17 protein-coding genes are annotated in these 15084 nt (G+C 70.7%); 7 read left to right on the forward strand and 10 right to left on the reverse strand.

Features of this window, described 5'->3' with window-relative positions; translation table 11 throughout:
* The first annotated feature begins 29 nt into the window (after nucleotides 1–29).
* Together ACOKM3_RS17780 and ACOKM3_RS17785 are read left to right on the forward strand one after the other, a co-directional pair.
* A complete protein-coding gene (locus tag ACOKM3_RS17780) occupies nucleotides 30–572 on the forward strand; it encodes a VanZ family protein (protein WP_426901627.1) in 543 nt (180 codons plus the stop codon).
* 86 nt (nucleotides 573–658) lie between these two features.
* Nucleotides 659–859 carry a PspC domain-containing protein gene (locus tag ACOKM3_RS17785; RefSeq protein WP_426901629.1) on the forward strand — a complete coding sequence of 67 codons (201 nt, stop codon included), beginning with the start codon at nucleotides 659–661 and terminating at the stop codon, nucleotides 857–859.
* 78 nt (nucleotides 860–937) lie between these two features.
* Here the strand turns inward: ACOKM3_RS17785 and ACOKM3_RS17790 are convergent, their stop codons facing one another.
* On the reverse strand, nucleotides 938–1264 hold the full coding sequence (locus ACOKM3_RS17790; RefSeq protein ID WP_426901631.1) for an ATP-binding protein: 327 nt from the start codon (nucleotides 1262–1264) through the stop codon (nucleotides 938–940).
* Between the two features lie 147 nt (nucleotides 1265–1411).
* A complete protein-coding gene (locus tag ACOKM3_RS17795; protein WP_426901633.1) occupies nucleotides 1412–2578 on the reverse strand; it encodes an adenosine deaminase in 1167 nt (388 codons plus the stop codon).
* Nucleotides 2579–2728: 150 nt separating this feature from the next.
* Here ACOKM3_RS17795 and ACOKM3_RS17800 point away from each other — a divergent pair, with 150 nt between their 5' ends.
* Nucleotides 2729–3481: an alpha/beta hydrolase gene (locus ACOKM3_RS17800; protein WP_426901635.1), complete on the forward strand. Its 753-nt coding sequence runs from the start codon at nucleotides 2729–2731 to the stop codon at nucleotides 3479–3481.
* A 69-nt stretch (nucleotides 3482–3550) separates the two neighbouring features.
* Here the strand turns inward: ACOKM3_RS17800 and ACOKM3_RS17805 are convergent, their stop codons facing one another.
* A complete protein-coding gene (locus tag ACOKM3_RS17805) occupies nucleotides 3551–4519 on the reverse strand; it encodes a LysR family transcriptional regulator (RefSeq protein ID WP_426901637.1) in 969 nt (322 codons plus the stop codon).
* 63 nt (nucleotides 4520–4582) lie between these two features.
* Between ACOKM3_RS17805 and ACOKM3_RS17810 the strand changes: the two genes are divergently transcribed.
* Nucleotides 4583–5872: an MFS transporter gene (locus ACOKM3_RS17810; protein WP_426901638.1), complete on the forward strand. Its 1290-nt coding sequence runs from the start codon at nucleotides 4583–4585 to the stop codon at nucleotides 5870–5872.
* 189 nt (nucleotides 5873–6061) lie between these two features.
* Nucleotides 6062–7039 (forward strand): sigma-70 family RNA polymerase sigma factor, encoded by a 978-nt coding sequence (locus ACOKM3_RS17815; protein ID WP_426901640.1) that lies wholly within the window; start codon nucleotides 6062–6064, stop codon nucleotides 7037–7039.
* Here the strand turns inward: ACOKM3_RS17815 and ACOKM3_RS17820 are convergent.
* The gene (locus tag ACOKM3_RS17820) at nucleotides 6950–7393 is read right to left on the reverse strand and encodes an STAS domain-containing protein (protein WP_426901642.1); all 444 of its coding nucleotides are present in this window, start codon (nucleotides 7391–7393) and stop codon (nucleotides 6950–6952) included. The two genes, ACOKM3_RS17815 and ACOKM3_RS17820, sit on opposite strands and share 90 nt — an antisense overlap.
* Nucleotides 7394–7490: 97 nt before the next feature.
* On the opposite strand from ACOKM3_RS17820, the gene ACOKM3_RS17825 reads away from it, so the two are divergent.
* Nucleotides 7491–8423, forward strand: a complete 933-nt coding sequence (locus ACOKM3_RS17825) for an AEC family transporter (protein ID WP_426901644.1) — start codon at nucleotides 7491–7493, stop codon at nucleotides 8421–8423.
* Nucleotides 8424–8530: 107 nt separating this feature from the next.
* Here ACOKM3_RS17825 and ACOKM3_RS17830 read toward each other — a convergent pair whose 3' ends face one another.
* Nucleotides 8531–9808, reverse strand: coding sequence for a thymidine phosphorylase (locus ACOKM3_RS17830; RefSeq protein ID WP_426901646.1), 1278 nt, complete (start codon nucleotides 9806–9808; stop codon nucleotides 8531–8533).
* 155 nt (nucleotides 9809–9963) lie between these two features.
* Between ACOKM3_RS17830 and ACOKM3_RS17835 the strand changes: the two genes are divergently transcribed.
* Nucleotides 9964–10659 (forward strand): DNA alkylation repair protein, encoded by a 696-nt coding sequence (locus ACOKM3_RS17835; protein WP_426901648.1) that lies wholly within the window; start codon nucleotides 9964–9966, stop codon nucleotides 10657–10659.
* Nucleotides 10660–10734: 75 nt separating this feature from the next.
* Here ACOKM3_RS17835 and ACOKM3_RS17840 read toward each other — a convergent pair whose 3' ends face one another.
* The 5 genes from ACOKM3_RS17840 to ACOKM3_RS17860 all read right to left on the reverse strand — a co-directional run bounded on the left by ACOKM3_RS17840 (nucleotide 10735) and on the right by ACOKM3_RS17860 (nucleotide 15083).
* Nucleotides 10735–11610 (reverse strand): RNA polymerase sigma-70 factor, encoded by an 876-nt coding sequence (locus ACOKM3_RS17840; protein WP_426901649.1) that lies wholly within the window; start codon nucleotides 11608–11610, stop codon nucleotides 10735–10737.
* A complete protein-coding gene (locus ACOKM3_RS17845; protein WP_426901651.1) occupies nucleotides 11610–12161 on the reverse strand; it encodes a carboxymuconolactone decarboxylase family protein in 552 nt (183 codons plus the stop codon). Before ACOKM3_RS17845 ends, ACOKM3_RS17840 begins: the two co-directional genes overlap by 1 nt.
* A 134-nt stretch (nucleotides 12162–12295) precedes the next feature.
* Nucleotides 12296–12691: a cytidine deaminase gene (locus ACOKM3_RS17850; protein WP_426901653.1), complete on the reverse strand. Its 396-nt coding sequence runs from the start codon at nucleotides 12689–12691 to the stop codon at nucleotides 12296–12298.
* On the reverse strand, nucleotides 12688–13953 hold the full coding sequence (locus tag ACOKM3_RS17855) for an ABC transporter permease (protein WP_426901655.1): 1266 nt from the start codon (nucleotides 13951–13953) through the stop codon (nucleotides 12688–12690). Before ACOKM3_RS17855 ends, ACOKM3_RS17850 begins: the two co-directional genes overlap by 4 nt.
* On the reverse strand, nucleotides 13950–15083 hold the full coding sequence (locus ACOKM3_RS17860) for an ABC transporter permease (RefSeq protein ID WP_426906816.1): 1134 nt from the start codon (nucleotides 15081–15083) through the stop codon (nucleotides 13950–13952). The genes ACOKM3_RS17855 and ACOKM3_RS17860 overlap by 4 nt, the downstream gene beginning before the upstream one ends.
* Nucleotide 15084 lies beyond the last annotated feature (1 nt).

The raw sequence follows: 15084 nt of genomic DNA on the forward strand, positions 1-15084 counted from the left end.
ATCCTCCCGCGCCCGGCGTCTAGGGGTGCGTGCAGCGCCATCGCTCGGGCGGCCACAGGGCCGCCGTCCGTTTCCGTGCGGCAGGGATCGCCCTACTCGCCGCGCATCTCCTATTCGTTGCCTGGTTCACGCTGCGCCCCCTGGACGTGCCCTGGGTCAGCGCGGCGAACCTGCACCCGTTGGCCGGTATCCGCTCCGACCTCGCGCTCGGCTGGCAGGAAGCGGCACTGCGTCTCGGTGAGGGCCTGGCGCTGCTCGCCCCGCTCGGCGTTCTCCTGCCCATCGCGGGCGGCCGGCTCTACGTATCGCCGTGGGGTTCGCTCGTGCGCACGGTCGCGTTGGCCGCACTGATCTCGCTCGGCATCGAACTGCTGCAGACCGGGGTGCCGGGCCAGGTCGTGGACATCGACTCGCTGCTCCTGAACACGGTGGGCGTCGCGCTCGCCCATCTCCTCGTGGTGCCCGCCCTGCGCTCCCGGCTCCGCCGCAGGATCGAGCTCGAGCCCCTCCCCCCGCAGGAGCCGGCTCAGGGTCCGACCCCGACGATTTCCAGGGTCGGCATCGCCCCGTGAGCTGACGCTTTGCCCGGTTGTGCGCCGTACCTTCGAAGACGTAAGCACCACACACCGAAGACATACGGTTCGCGAAGGAGCCCACCATGACCGCCCTTGCCCGCCCCACCAACGGACGGATGATCGGCGGAGTGTGCGCAGCGCTGGCACGGCGCTTCGGCACCTCCGCGACCACGATGCGCGTGATCTTCCTGGTCTCGTGCCTGCTGCCGGGCCCGCAGTTCCTGCTCTACATCGCAATGTGGATCATGTTCCCGAGTGAGAACAAGGTCCGCCAGGCCTGGTGACGTCCGTTCGCACCCACGCCGAAGGGGCGCGCCCGCGTGATCGCGGGTGCGCCCCTTCGGCGTGTGCGGTGGGTCGGGTCAGCTGAGGCCGCCGACCGGCAGGCCGCCGAGCAGCCCGGAGACCGGGTCGCCGTCGACCGGCAGGGCGCCCTTCGCGGCCTGGTCCACGACGGGGGCGGCCGTGCTCAGGCCGTTGGCCACCGCGCCCTGACCGGCGGCCAGGGTCTCGGCACCGGCGGGCACCGACGACGCCACGTCCTGGAGCGGGAGGGCGGAGGTCACGGATCCGACGGTGTCGGCCGCGTCCGGGACGGCCGGAGCAGCGTTCGCGGCACCGGCACCGGCGGCGGCGAAAGCGGCACCGAGAGCGGCGACACCGAGGGTCTTGGCAGCAGAGTGCTTCATTGTGAAATGCGTCCTCTTGACGATGACGGGGGAATGAGCGGTCCACGACCGTAAACATTCCTTCGCTGCGCCCGCAAACAGCGAACCGCCGGGAAAAGCGGCCGGGAACATTTGTTCCCGGCCGCTTCAACGTCCCCTCGGAAGGCCCTAATCGACGACAGAACCGCTGGTGGAAGCGGTCTGACGGAACAGCCATTCGGATTTCAGCTCGGCATATCCGGGCTTGATGACGTCATTGATCATCGCCAGTCGTTCATCGAAAGGAATGAATGCTGACTTCATCGCATTGACAGAAAACCACTGCATGTCGTCGAGCGTGTAACCGAAGGCATCGACCAGGTGCTCGAACTCGCGGCTCATCGACGTACCGGACATGAGCCGGTTGTCCGTGTTGACCGTCGCCCTGAAGTGCAGCTTTCGCAGCAGGCCGATGGGGTGCTCACCGTAGGAACTCGCCGCACCCGTCTGGAGGTTCGACGAGGGGCACAGCTCCAGCGGGATCCGCTTGTCGCGCACGTACGAGGCGAGGCGTCCCAGCTGTACGCTGCCGTCCGACTCCACCTTGATGTCGTCGATGATGCGCACACCGTGCCCGAGCCGGTCCGCGCCGCACCACTGGAGTGCCTGCCAGATGGACGGAAGGCCGAAGGCCTCGCCCGCGTGGATCGTGAAGTGGTTGTTCTCCCGCTTGAGGTACTCGAAGGCGTCGAGGTGGCGGGTGGGCGGGAAGCCGGCCTCCGCGCCCGCGATGTCGAAGCCGACGACACCCAAGTCGCGGTAGCGGTTGGCCAGTTCGGCGATCTCCAGGGCGCGGGCCGCGTGCCGCATCGCGGTGAGCAGGGCGCCGACGCGGATACGGTGACCGTTCTCCTTCGCGCGGCGCTCGCCCTCCCTGAAGCCCTCGTTGACCGCCTCGACGACCTCTTCGAGGGTGAGCCCCTGTTCCAGGTGCTGCTCGGGGGCGTAGCGGATCTCGGCGTAGACGACGCCGTCCTCGGCGAGGTCCTCGGCGCACTCGGCGGCGACCCGGAACAGCGCCTCGCGCGTCTGCATGACGGCGCAGGTGTGGCTGAACGTCTCCAAGTACCGCTCCAGGGAACCGGAGTCGGCCGCTTCACGGAACCAGACGCCGAGCTTGTCGGGGTCGGCCTCCGGCAGATTCTCGTACCCCTGCTCGCGCGCCAGGTCGACGATCGTGCCGGGCCTCAGGCCGCCGTCGAGGTGGTCGTGCAGGAGCACCTTGGGCGCGCGACGGATCTGCTCGGCGGTCGGCACCCGGGGGCTGTTGGGGTTCGCGGTGATCGGGCTCGTCATCTCCGCACTCTAACTCCTACGCGCGTAGATCGCTGCTGTTCGTTGTCCGTTCGTTGCGATCGGTCACCAGGAACGCCGCCATGATCCGTCGATACGCAACAGTGACCCGTCGAGCGGCGTCGGGCAGCGGGCTTCTGACACTGTGCTGTCATGCAGCAGCGAGCGACGCAGGGCCGCGAGGCGCGGCTTGCCAGGGCGGCCGGGCCGGTGCCGGGAGCGGTGGGCGGTGTGGTGCTGCTGCTTCCCGCGGGCGAGGAGACGTCGACCCGCAGACCCTCCGCGATGGACCGGGCCGCGCTGCGCCCGCTCGCCCGCCGCCTCACGCGCGCGGGGCGGGACGCGGGCCTGGTCGCTCATGTCGTGCAGTACCGGCGCCGAGGCTGGAACGAGACACAGGCCGAACTCGCGCGCGACGCCCACTGGGCCGCCGACGAGGTCGTGCGCCGCTACGGGGACGTACCGATCTGCCTCGCAGGGCTCGACATGGGCGGCCGCGCGGCGCTGCACGCGGGCGGCCACGAGGCCGTCAACTCCGTTCTTGCGCTTGCCCCTTGGCTGCCGGAGGACGATGTGGCGGCGCCGCTCGAACCCGTCAAGCAGCTCGCGGGCCGCCGGGTCCTCATCGTGCACGGCACCGACGACCGGCGTACGGACCCGGAGTTGTCCTTCCGGCTCGCGGGCCGCGCGAAGAAGGCGAACCGCGACGTGTGCCGCTTCGAGGTGCACTCGGACGGGCACAACCTGGCGCAACACCGCTTCGAAGTCGCCTCCCTGGCAGTCGACTTCGTGCTGGGGACGCTGTTCGGGACGCCGTTCTCGCGGCCGCTCCAGGACGCGTTCGCGGCGCCGCCGCCGTTGGGGTTGCGGATGCCGTTGGCGGCGGGGTTCGGGCGGACGCTTTGAGGGTGTGTGGCGGGCCTACTGTGACGTGGAACAACGGAAATCTCGTCGTCCCACGTCACAGTAGGCCCGCTACTCCAGCCCGGTGTGCTCCGGCAGGAGCCTGCCCCTGCGGGACAGCAGGAACCGTTTGAAGGCCGCTACGGGGGGTGTGTCCGGGTGGCCGTCCAGCCATGCGACGCCGATCTCCCGCACGGCCCGCTGCCCCGTCACCGCCAGTTCCACAACTCCCGGGCGCGGCACGGTCGGTGGCGGCAGGAGCGCGACCCCGAGCCCCGCCGCGACGAAGCCGCGCAGCGTCTCCGCCTCCTCGCCCTCGAACGCGATCCGCGGCGTGAACCCGGCCTCCGCGCACAGGTCGTCGCAGATGCGGCGCAGGCCGTAGCCCGGTTCGAGGGTGACGAAGGTTTCCTCGGCGCACTCCTCCAGGCGGATGCGCTTGCGGGCCGCGAGCCGGTGGTGGTCCGGGACGACGAGGCGCAGGCGCTGCTCGTCGAGGCGGCGCGCGGCCAGGCCCGGCGCGTCGGGGACGGGCGAGGTGAGGCACAGGTCGAGCTCGCCCGCGCGCAGCCGCTCCAGCATCGCCTCGCCATAGTTCTGTACGAGGCTGAAGCGGATGCGGGGGTGTTCGGCGCGGAAGGCGCGGATCAGGCCGGGCACCGTCTCCGTACCCATGGTGTGCAGGAAGCCGAAGGCGACCTTGCCGGACTCGGGGTCGGCGTCGGCGCGCACCGACTCGACCGCCTTCTCGATCTCGCCGAGCGCGCGCTCGACCGAGCCGAGGAAGGTGCGTCCCGCGGGCGTGAGCGACACCGTGCGGCCGTGGCGGGCGAACAGGTCGACGCCCAGGTCGCGTTCGAGGCGGACCAGGGCGCGGGAGAGCGTGGACTGCGGCACGTTCATCTCCTGCGCCGCGCGCGTGACGTGCTCGGTGCGGGCGGCGCCGGCGAAGTGGGCGAGGCGCGGGGCGAGGAGGGTCACGATGTCTTCCGTGTCACTCATCGCCGAGAAGCGCTGCCCCGACCTCTGCTCATGCTGCATGGGAACGATTATGGCCTCTTCATGCATTGGACGCATGAACGCAGGTGAGCCTACGTTCGGGACATGTCACCTGCCAGTAGCCCGGCGGCCGTCTCCACCGACGCGGTCGCCGACACCCAGCCCACCGCCGACACCCGGCTGACGCCCGGCGGCCCCGGCTACCGCCGGATGAGCTTCGCGCTGTTCCTCGCCGGAGTCGCCACCTTCGCGCTCCTCTACTCGACGCAGGCCCTGCTCCCCCTCATCTCCGACGGCTACGGCGCGAGCGCGAGCGCGGCGGCCTGGACGGTGTCCGCGTCGACCTTCGCGCTCGCGGTGTGCGTGCTGCCGCTGAGCGCGCTGTCCGAGCGGTTCGGGCGGCGCACGGTGATGACCGCCTCGCTGACGGTGGCGGTCGCGGTGGGGCTCCTGGTCCCGTTCGCGCCCTCGCTCGGCGCGCTGATCACGTTGCGCGCGCTCCAGGGCGCCGCCCTCGCGGGGCTTCCCGCGTCCGCGATGGCGTATCTCGCGGAGGAGGTGCGGCCGAAGGCGCTGGTCGCGGCCATCGGACTGTTCGTCGCCGGCAACTCCATCGGTGGCATGAGCGGCCGGATCATCGGCGGCTGGCTCGCGCAGGCCTGGGGCTGGCGGGTGGCCGTCGGGGTGATCGGTGTGATCGCGGTGGCGTGCGCCGTCGCGTTCCGGATGCTGCTGCCGACGCCGCGCCACTTCACGCCGGGCTCACTGCGCCCGCGCGCCCTTGCCGCCACGGTCGGCAGCCACCTCGCGAACCCGCTGCTGCGCCGCCTGTACCTGATCGGCGCGCTGTTCATGATGGTGTTCGGCGGGGTCTACACGGTGATCGGCTACCGGCTGTCGGCGGCTCCGTTCTCCCTTCCGCAGGGTGTGGTCGGCTCCATCTTCATCGTCTACCTGGTGGGGACCGCCTCCTCGGCAGCCGCGGGGCGGCTCGTCACGCGGCTCGGCCGGCGCGGCACGCTGTACCTGGCGGCGGGCACGACGATGGCGGGGCTGCTGCTGGCCCTCGTGCCGAACATCGTCCTGGTGCTGCTCGGGCTCGTGCTGATCACGGCGGGCTTCTTCGCGGGCCACGCGACGGCCTCGTCGTCCGTCAGCCACACCGCGACGCACGGGCGGGCGCAGGCCTCCGCGCTCTACCAGACCATGTACTACGTCGGGTCCAGCGTCGGCTCGGCCGTCGGCGCCGTCGCCTTCCACGCGGCGGGCTGGTCGGGGACGGTGGGCCTCGGCTTCCTCGCGGTGCTCGGGGTCGTGGCGATCACGGTGTGGGGCACGTACGCGGCCCGGTCCGCGCGGCACCGGACGGGCGGCGGCGCGATCGCGGCGCACTGACACCACCTGCCGTGGCGTACTGACACCTGCCGTGGCGGCCCGCACACGCGCGGCGACCTGAACAACTGCCTCTGGCGTTCCCAAGACGGCCTCTTGACCTGGGCTTTTTCCAGGTCGGGGGGCCGTTGTCAGTGGGCTGCGGTAGCTTTCGTCGTGCTGGAACTCACAGCGGCGATGGGGGCGTTGAACATGAGTGACACCGCGACACAGGCCGGGCTCGAAGACCTGGAGAAACACCGGGTCGAGCTGACCGGGTACTGCTATCGGATGCTGGGCTCGGCATTCGAGGCCGAGGACGCCGTGCAGGACACGATGGTGCGGGCCTGGCGCAGCTTCGACAAGTTCGAGGGCCGCTCGAGCCTGCGCTCCTGGCTCTACCGCATCGCGACGAACGTGTGCCTGGACTCGCTGAACGCGGGGAACAAGCGGGCCCGCCCGATGGACCTGACGGCGGCGGCGCCGCTCGCCCAGGTCGCGCTCAACCCCCGCCCCGACAATGTGTGGCTGGAGCCCATTCCGGACGCCCGCGTGCTGCCGACGGTGCACGATCCGGCGGAGGCGGCCGTGGCGCGGGAGTCGGTGCGGCTCGCGTTCGTCGCCGCGTTGCAGCAGCTGCCGCCCAAGCAGCGGGCGGTGCTGATCCTGCGCGAGGTCCTGGCGTGGAAGGCGCAGGAGGTCGCGACCCTGCTCGACACATCGGTGGCGTCGGTGAACAGCGCGCTGCAGCGGGCGCGGGCGACGCTGGCGGAGGCCCCGCCGGCGGACTCCGCGACGGCCGATCCGCTCGACGAGGAGCAGCAGAAGCTCCTGGAGCGCTACATCGCGGCGTTCGAGGGCTACGACATGAAGGCGCTCACGGAGCTGCTCGCCGAGGACGCCATCATGACGATGCCGCCGTTCGACCTGTGGCTGCGCGGCCCCGAGGACATCACGGGCTTCATGACCACGATCGGCGCGTCCTGCGCGGGCTCGCGCCTGCTGCCGGTGGTGTCGAACGGGACGCCGGCGTTCGCCCACTACAAGCCGGATCCGGACAACGGGGGCTTCACGCCCTGGGCGATCCAGGTCATCGAGTTCTCAGCGGGGCGGATCGCGGGGTACCACTGCTTCCTGGACACGCAGCGCTGGTTCCCGTTGTTCGGCGTCCCGGACCATCTCGACGCCTGACCCCTCGCCGGCCGGCGCGCCCAACACCTCGGCCATCCCGGCGAGTTCGAGGAGCACGGCGAGGCCCGGGGGCGGGTCGCGGAGCAGCATCCGTGACCCGGCGCGGCGGGCGTCGAGCTGCATCCGGGCGAGCGCGTCGAGGGTCGTGAGGTCTGCGGTGGTCACACCGGAGACGTCGCAGACGACGGTCGGCGCGTCACCCGGTGCTCCGGCACGGGCGGCGTGGAGGCGCTCGCACAGCCGGGGCGCGTCACCGGAGCGGATGGGCCCGGCGAGCACCACGACGGGCGAGGACTCGGGAGAGAGCGAGGAAGCGGCCACGTACGAATGACCGCGCGGCGGTGCGGAATTCATCGGTCCCGTGTGGATACGGCCACGTGGGCTGGATCACGTTGATTCGGATAGTGGATCAACGTTGACCGGCGATCCGTATCCGACGGAGTCTTGACGTGTGCAGGGGGTACTCAACGGTTTCGCGGTCATCGCGATCGTCATCGCGGTCGGCTACGTCATCGGGCGTCGCGGCTATCTGGGTGCGAACGGCCGGGAGGTCCTGAACAAGCTGGCGTTCCATGTGGCGTCGCCCGCGCTCCTGTTCACCATGCTGGCCAAGGCCGACCTGGCCGTGATCCTGTCGCCGAGCCTGCTGGTCACGGCGCTCTCCACGGCGGCGGTGGCCGGGATCTTCATCACGGTGGGCATCCTGCGCGGCTGGGGCACGGGCCGCACCACGATCGGCGCGCTGTGCTCGTCGTTGGTGAACTCCGGGAACCTGGGCATCCCGATCGCGGTGTACGTCCTCGGTGACGCCTCGCTCGTCGCCCCGGTCCTCCTCTTCCAGCAGCTCGTCGTGACGCCGATCGCCCTGACGGTGCTCGACCTGTCGGAGGCCGCGTCCGGCACGGCGCGGCTGACGTGGGGCCAGCGGCTGCTCACGCCGTTCCGGAACCCGGTCGCGATCGGTTCGCTGTCGGGAGTGCTGGTGTCGGCCACGGGGATCACGGTTCCCTCCCCGATCTTCGACCCGCTGGAACTCATCGCGAACATGTCGGTGCCGGGGATCCTGATCGCGTTCGGCATATCGCTGTGCGGGAGTTCCTGGCCGGGCGGCCGGAGCGCGGACCGGGTGCCGGTGCTGCTGTCGACGGCGCTGAAGGCGGTGGGCCAGCCGGTGGTGGCGTGGGCACTGGCGTCCTTCGTGTTCGGCCTGCACGGGGCGCGGCTCCTCGACGTCGTGGTGACGTCGGCGCTTCCGGCGGCGCAGAACATCTTCACGTACTCGAGCCGCTACCGGGTGGGCGAGCGCTTGGCGCGGGAGTCGATCCTGTTGTCGACGATGGTGTCGGTACCGGCGCTGGTGGTCGTGGCGGCGCTGCTGGGGTGACCGGTACGGCGTCGAGGCCGGCCCTGCGTCGGGTCGGGCCCGGTGCCGGGGCCGGTACCGCGTCAGGTCCGGCCCGGTGCCGGGTCCGGCCACCCCAAGGGGTGTCGTCAGCCGATTCGTTCCAGGACGATCGGGCGTGCGGTGAACTCCGTGCCGGCGGGGGCGATGTCGTAGGCACCTTCCAGCGCTTCGACCGCGTACGGGATGCGCTCGGGGGTGTCCGTGTGCAGGGTCATGAGGATCTGGCCTGCGAAGACCGCGTCGCCGGGCTTGGCGTGCAGTTCCACGCCTGCCGCCGCCTGCACCGGGTCCTCCTTGCGGGAGCGGCCCGCGCCGAGGCGCCAGGCGGCGAGGCCCACGCCCATCGCGTCGAGGCGGGTGAGCACGCCGGACTCCCCCGCCGTCACCACGTGCGTCTCGCGGGCCGTCGGCAGCGCCGCGTCCGGGTCGCCGCCCTGCGCCGCGATCATCCGCCGCCACGCGTCCATCGCGCGGCCGTCGGCGAGCGCCTTCGCCGGGTCGACGTCCTTCAGGCCCGCCGCGTCGAGCATCTCGCGGGCGAGGGCGAGGGTCAGCTCGACGACGTCGTCGGGGCCGCCGCCCGCCAACACCTCGACGGATTCCCGGACTTCGAGCGCGTTGCCCGCGGTCAGGCCGAGCGGGGTGTTCATGTCGGTGACGAGGGCGACCGTCGGGAGGCCGTGGTCCGTGCCCAGTCCGACCATGGTGCGGGCGAGTTCGCGGGCCGGGCCGATCTCCTTCATAAAGGCGCCCGAGCCCACCTTCACGTCCAGGACCAGGGAGCCCGTGCCCTCCGCGATCTTCTTCGACATGATCGAAGACGCGATGAGCGGGATGCACTCGACGGTGGCCGTGACGTCGCGCAGCGCGTAGAGCTTCTTGTCCGCGGGGGCGAGGCCGCTGCCCGGCGCGCAGACGACCGCGCCGACGTCCTCCAGGGTGCGCATCATCTCGTCGTTCGTGATGTCCGCGCGCCAGCCGGGGATCGCCTCCAGCTTGTCGAGCGTGCCGCCGGTGTGGCCGAGGCCGCGCCCCGACAGCTGCGGAACGGCCGCTCCGCAGGCCGCGACCAGGGGCGCGAGCGGCAGCGTGATCTTGTCGCCGACGCCGCCCGTGGAGTGCTTGTCGGCAGCGGGCCGCGGCAGCACCGAGAAGTCCATCCGCTCCCCGGAGTTGATCATCGCGGCGGTCCAGCGGGCGATCTCCGCGCGATCCATCCCGTTCAGGAAGATCGCCATGGCGAGGGCCGACATCTGCTCGTCGGCGACGTCGCCCCGGGTGTATGCGTCGACGACCCAGTCGATCTGCGCGTCCGAGAGCCGCCCGCGGTCTCGCTTCGTACGGATGACGGAGATGACGTCCATGGCAAATCCTCCAACGGTTCAGCACAGCGTGACGGACTCCGGCACGCTCCACGGCACGGCGGCGACTCTACGCGCATAGACGCCGCTCGTGAAGTGCCCGGCCGGGGCCTGTCCCCGTACCGTGGAACCCCACCCGTGACGGACAGGAGACCGTGGTGCCCGAGACCGGGTCGGCGACGACCGCGAAGACAGTGCGCGAGCTTCTCGACGAGTTGGCGGGGCTCGAGGACCCGAGGGCGCGGGCCGTCAACGAGCGGCACGGTGACGACCACGGCGTGAACCTGAGCAAGCTGCGGGCGATCGCCAAGCGCCTCAAGACCCAGCAGGAGCTCGCCGTCGAGCTGTGGGCGACCGGTGACACGGCGGCGCGGCTTCTCGCGCTCCTCGTCTGCCGGCCGAAGGCGTTCGCGGAGGGTGAGCTGGACGCGATGATGCGGGACGCGCGTGCGCCGAAGGTGCAGGACTGGCTGGTCAATTACGTGGTGAAGAAGAGTCCGCATGCCGAGGCGCTGCGGGTGGCCTGGCTCGGCGACGAGGACCCCGTGGTCGCGGGTGCCGGGTGGGCGCTGACCGCGGACCGCGTGGTGAAGAAGCCGGACGGGCTTGATCTGGCGGGGTTGCTCGATGTCGTCGAAGCGGAGATACGGGAGGCGCCGGAGCGGCTTCAGTGGGCGATGAACACGTGTCTTGCGCAGATCGGGATCGTGCATCCCGAGTACCGGGCGCGGGCGGTCGCGATCGGTGAGCGGCTCGGTGTGCTCAAGGACTATCCGACGTCGCCGGGGTGTACGTCGCCGTATGCGCCGGTGTGGATCGCGGAGATGGTGCGGCGGAGTGGGCGGGAGTCCTGACGCGCCGCACCGGCTCCCGGTCGCGGGGCTCTGCCCCGGACCCCGCGCCTCAATCGCCGGCGGGGCTTAGATCGCCTACCTGGACAGATCCGCCTCCTCGTCGATCCGCGTCAGCTTCGCCGGGTTGCGGACCACGTAGATGTGGGTGATCCGGGCGTTCTTCACCACGACGCTCACCGCCGCCGGGGATCCGTCGAATTCGATGCGGGCCGAAGGGGCGGCGTTGAACCACGCCGGGGTCGCCGTCAGTTGCGTCACCTTGGCCTGGGCCGACGCGAGCAGCTTGGCCACCACGTCGACGCCGATCAGCGGAGCGAGCGCCGCGGCCACTCGGCCGCCGCCGTCGGCGATCATCACCACGTCCGGGGCCATGACCTCCATCAGGCCTTGCAGGTTTCCCGTGCGCATGGCCTCCAAGAAGCGTTCCACCACGGCCTGTTGCTCCGTGCGCGCCACCTTTATGCGTGGCCGGCGCGCCGCGACGTGGTCGCGGGCCCGGCGTGCGATCTGGCGCACGGTGGCCGGGGATTTGCCGACGGCCTCGGCGATCTCCCCGTACGGGACGTCGAAGACCTCGCGGAGGACGAAGACCGCCCGCTCCGTCGGGCCGAGGGTCTCCAGGACCGTGAGGAGGGCGATGGACACGCTCTCCGCGAGTTCGACGTCGTCCGCGACGTCGGGGCTGGTCAGGAGGGGTTCCGGGAGCCATTGGCCCACATAGTCCTCGCGGCGGCGGGCGAGCGTCCGTAGGCGGTTGAGGGACTGGCGGGTGACGATCCGGACGAGGTACGCGCGCGGGTCCCGCACCTCGGTCCGGTCCGCCTCGGCCCACCGCAGCCAGGACTCCTGCAGCACGTCCTCCGCGTCGGCCGCCGAGCCGAGCATCTCGTAGGCGACCGTGAAGAGGAGGCCCCGGTGGGTGACGAAGGGGTCCGACGACGACTCGGCCATTACGCGCGGGCCTCCAGGGGGATTTCGCAGGCCTCCGAGAAGCCCTGCGAGCTTATGCCGTGCGCCGTGTTGCCGCGCGTCGAGAAGTTCACGAAGGCGATGTACGTGGTGAGTTCGACCATCGCCGCCGGGCCGACCCGGTCGAGCAGGCCCGCGTACAGCTCGTCGGTGACGGTCGGCGGGGTGTTCGTCATGGCCTCCGCGTACTCCATCACGTCCCGCTCCAGCGGCGTGAAGACCTCGGACTCGCGCCAGCGCGGGACCTGGCTCGCCTTCTTCAGGTCCAGGTTCTCGTTCTGCGCCTGGAAGTATCCGATGTCGAGGCACCAGCTGCAGCCGACCTGCGCCGCGACCGCCATGTGCGCGAACGACTTGAGGCTCTCGTCGGCCGCGTCCCACTGGGCGACCTGGCGGCCGAGCCCGAGGCCGTCCTGGGCCACCTTCGGGTTGTGCCAGAGCACTTCGGCGGGCTCCATCACCGCGCCGAGCTGGTCGATCATGCCCTGCTTGAGCTCGTCGGGGAGTTCCGCCTTCGCGATACGGAGTGCCATGGTGTCCATCCTTCGAAGCGTCTCCGGCCGGGCTCTTCCCGGCCGTTCGACATGAAGACACCGAAGGGCCCGCGCGTGTGACATCCGGATCCACGTCCAGATCGACGTCCGCGCGGGCCCGTTCGCCAGGTCCGTCAGTTCAAGTGCTCGGGGCCGAACGCCTCCGGCAGCATCTCCCCCAGCGTCCGCACCCCCGCCCCCGTCTCCATCAGCAGCTCCCGGCCCCCGAACTCGTACAGCAGCTGGCGGCAGCGGCCGCACGGCATCAGGAGTTCGCCCTTGCCGTCCACGCACGTGAAGTGGGTGAGGCGGCCGCCGCCGCTGGCCACGAGCTGCGAGACCAGGCCGCACTCCGCGCACAGGCCGAGGCCGTAACTGGCGTTCTCGACGTTGCAGCCGGTGATCGTGCGGCCGTCGTCGACGAGGGCCGCCGCGCCGACCGGGAAGCCGGAGTACGGGGCGTAGGCCCGGGACATCGCCTCGCGCGCCGCCTGCCGCAGGTCCTCCCAGTCAACCCCGTCAACGGTCACGAACCCTGGCCCTTCCGGTACGGCTGGCCGTTCGCCCTCGGCATCCGCAGCCGCTGGGCCGAGAAGGAGAGGACCAGCAGTGTGGCGATGTACGGGACAGCGGTCACGAGCTGCTGCGGGACATCGTCGGTGGTCGCGTACCAGGTTGCCGCACCGGCGGCCGCCACGGCGCAGATGACACCGGCGACGTACCTCTTCTTGACCAGCGTCCAGATCGCGGCGATGACCAGCAGCATCGCCACGAGCAGCAGCAGCGCGTGCACGTTCTCCGTGCCGCCGCGCAGCCGGAGGCTGTCCGTGTAGCCGAACAGGCCCGCGCCGAGGGCGAGTCCGCCCGGCATCCAGTTGCCGAAGATCATCGCGGCGAGGCCGATGTACCCCTTACCGGCCGTCTGCCCCTCCAGATAGAAGGGGTTCGCGACGATGGAGAGGAACGCGCCGCCGAGGCCCGCGAGGCCGCCGGAGATGATGACGGCCACGTACTTGTACTTGAGGACGTTGACGCCGAGGGACTCCGCCGCGACCGGGTTCTCGCCGCAGGAGCGCAGGCGCAGGCCGAACGGCGTGCGCCACAGCGCCCACCACGTGAACGGGATCAGGGCGACCGCGATGATCGTCAGCGGCGACAGGTCGGTGACCAGGCCGCCGAGCAGGCCCGCGATGTCCGAGATCAGGAACCAGTGCTTCTCGTTCAGGGTCGTCAGCCAGTCGGACAGACCGGGGACGCTGAACGTGCCGAGCGAGTCGACCGGCGGGGACTGCTTGGTCGTGCCGCCCTCGACACCCTCGAACGTGAAGTTGGAGAGGTAGCGCGTCACGCCGAGCGCGAGGATGTTGATGGCCACACCGGACACGATGTGGTTGACGTTGAAGGTGACCGTGACGGCCGCGTGCAGCAGACCGCCGAGCGCGCCACCGATGATGCCGACGCACACGCCGACCCACGGGCCCCACTGGTAACCCGCCCAGGCGCCGAACCAGGTGCCCAGGATCAGCATGCCTTCGAGGCCGATGTTGACCACGCCCGCGCGCTCGGACCACAGGCCGCCGAGGCCCGCGAGGCCGATGGGGACGGCGAGTTGGAGGGCCGTGGCCATCTGGCTGACGTTCGTGATGCCGTCGGCGCCCGTGATCAGGCGGACCAGGGAGGTCAGGATCAGGACACCCGCCACCCCGATCATCAGGACCGGCAGTGACAGCTTGCGGCGGCCGCCCGGTGCGGGCTGCGACGCGGCCTTCTTGTCGACGAGGACCGTGCTCATCGGGCAGCCACCTCCTTCTCCGTGTCGTTGTTGTTGCCCGGGGCCGCGGCCACGGCGAGTTCGATGCCGACCCTGCGCTGCTGGCGCCGCTGGCCCCAGACGCGTACGGCCTCGTAGGAGACCACCACGGCGATCGTGATGATGCCCTGCATGATCACCGCGATCTCCTTGTCGTAGCCCTGGAGGTCGAGTTCCTGCGAGGCCTTCTCCAGCCAGGAGATCAACAGGGCCGCGAACGCGATCCCCACCGGCGAGTTGCGGCCCAGCAGGGCGATCGTGATGCCCTGGAAGCCGATCGTCGTCGGGAAGGTCAGCGAGTACGTGTGGGTGTCGCCGAGGAGCAGCGGCAGGCCCGCGAGGCCGGCGAGCGCGCCCGAGACCAGCATCGCGGTGAGGACCATGCGCTTGGCGTCGACGCCGGAGGCGGCCGCAGCCGACTCCGAGGCGCCCGTCGCGCGCAGGTCGAAGCCGAAGCGGGTGCGGTTCAGGACGAACCAGTAGGCGACACCGAGCAGCGCGGCGATGACCACGAAGCCGTAGATCTCGCCCGCCGCCCCCATGTTGATGCCGGGGAACCAGCCGGACTCGTGCATCACGCCGGTCGTCTTGTTGTTGCCGACCTGCACGCCGAAGACGCTGGGCAGGTAGAGGTAGCCGATGACGCTGGACGCGATGGAGTTCAGCATGATCGTCGCGACGACCTCGCTGACGCCGCGCGTCACCTTCAACAGGCCCGCGATGCCCGCCCACATGGCGCCGGTGAGCATCGCGACGAGGATCAGCAGCGGGACCTGCGCGAAGCCCGGCAGCGCCACCTTCGCGCCGACGATCGCGGCCACCACCGCGGCGAGCCGGTACTGGCCGTCCACACCGATGTTGAAGAGATTCATGCGGAAGCCGATGGCGACCGCGAGCGCGGCGAGGTAGTACATGCCGGCCTGGTTGATGATCAGGACCTGCACGTCCGAGAACGTCGCCTGCTCGAACATGATGCTGTACGGCTCGATCGGGGACTTGCCCGAGGCGAGCAGCACCACCGAAGTGAGCACGACGGCGGTGACCAGGGCGATGACCGGGCCCGCGACACCGAGGAGCAGCCGCTCCCTGTCGAATTTCTTCGCCATACCCATG

It is taken from the genome of Streptomyces nidicola (genome assembly GCF_050106155.1).
Lineage (GTDB): Bacteria > Actinomycetota > Actinomycetes > Streptomycetales > Streptomycetaceae > Streptomyces.

Excerpts from the sequence above, each read along its gene's own strand:
- ACOKM3_RS17785 (WP_426901629.1), top strand. The coding sequence starts at position 659 with ATGACCGCCCTTGCCCGCCCCACCAACGGACGGATGATCGGCGGAGTG.
- ACOKM3_RS17790 (WP_426901631.1), bottom strand. The coding sequence starts at position 1,264 with ATGAAGCACTCTGCTGCCAAGACCCTCGGTGTCGCCGCTCTCGGTGCC.
- ACOKM3_RS17795 (WP_426901633.1), bottom strand. The coding sequence starts at position 2,578 with ATGACGAGCCCGATCACCGCGAACCCCAACAGCCCCCGGGTGCCGACC.
- ACOKM3_RS17800 (WP_426901635.1), top strand. The coding sequence starts at position 2,729 with ATGCAGCAGCGAGCGACGCAGGGCCGCGAGGCGCGGCTTGCCAGGGCG.
- ACOKM3_RS17805 (WP_426901637.1), bottom strand. The coding sequence starts at position 4,519 with ATGCAGCATGAGCAGAGGTCGGGGCAGCGCTTCTCGGCGATGAGTGAC.
- ACOKM3_RS17810 (WP_426901638.1), top strand. The coding sequence starts at position 4,583 with ATGTCACCTGCCAGTAGCCCGGCGGCCGTCTCCACCGACGCGGTCGCC.
- ACOKM3_RS17815 (WP_426901640.1), top strand. The coding sequence starts at position 6,062 with ATGAGTGACACCGCGACACAGGCCGGGCTCGAAGACCTGGAGAAACAC.
- ACOKM3_RS17820 (WP_426901642.1), bottom strand. The coding sequence starts at position 7,393 with ATGAATTCCGCACCGCCGCGCGGTCATTCGTACGTGGCCGCTTCCTCG.
- ACOKM3_RS17830 (WP_426901646.1), bottom strand. The coding sequence starts at position 9,808 with ATGGACGTCATCTCCGTCATCCGTACGAAGCGAGACCGCGGGCGGCTC.
- ACOKM3_RS17840 (WP_426901649.1), bottom strand. The coding sequence starts at position 11,610 with ATGGCCGAGTCGTCGTCGGACCCCTTCGTCACCCACCGGGGCCTCCTC.
- ACOKM3_RS17845 (WP_426901651.1), bottom strand. The coding sequence starts at position 12,161 with ATGGCACTCCGTATCGCGAAGGCGGAACTCCCCGACGAGCTCAAGCAG.
- ACOKM3_RS17855 (WP_426901655.1), bottom strand. The coding sequence starts at position 13,953 with ATGAGCACGGTCCTCGTCGACAAGAAGGCCGCGTCGCAGCCCGCACCG.
- ACOKM3_RS17860 (WP_426906816.1), bottom strand. The coding sequence starts at position 15,083 with ATGGGTATGGCGAAGAAATTCGACAGGGAGCGGCTGCTCCTCGGTGTC.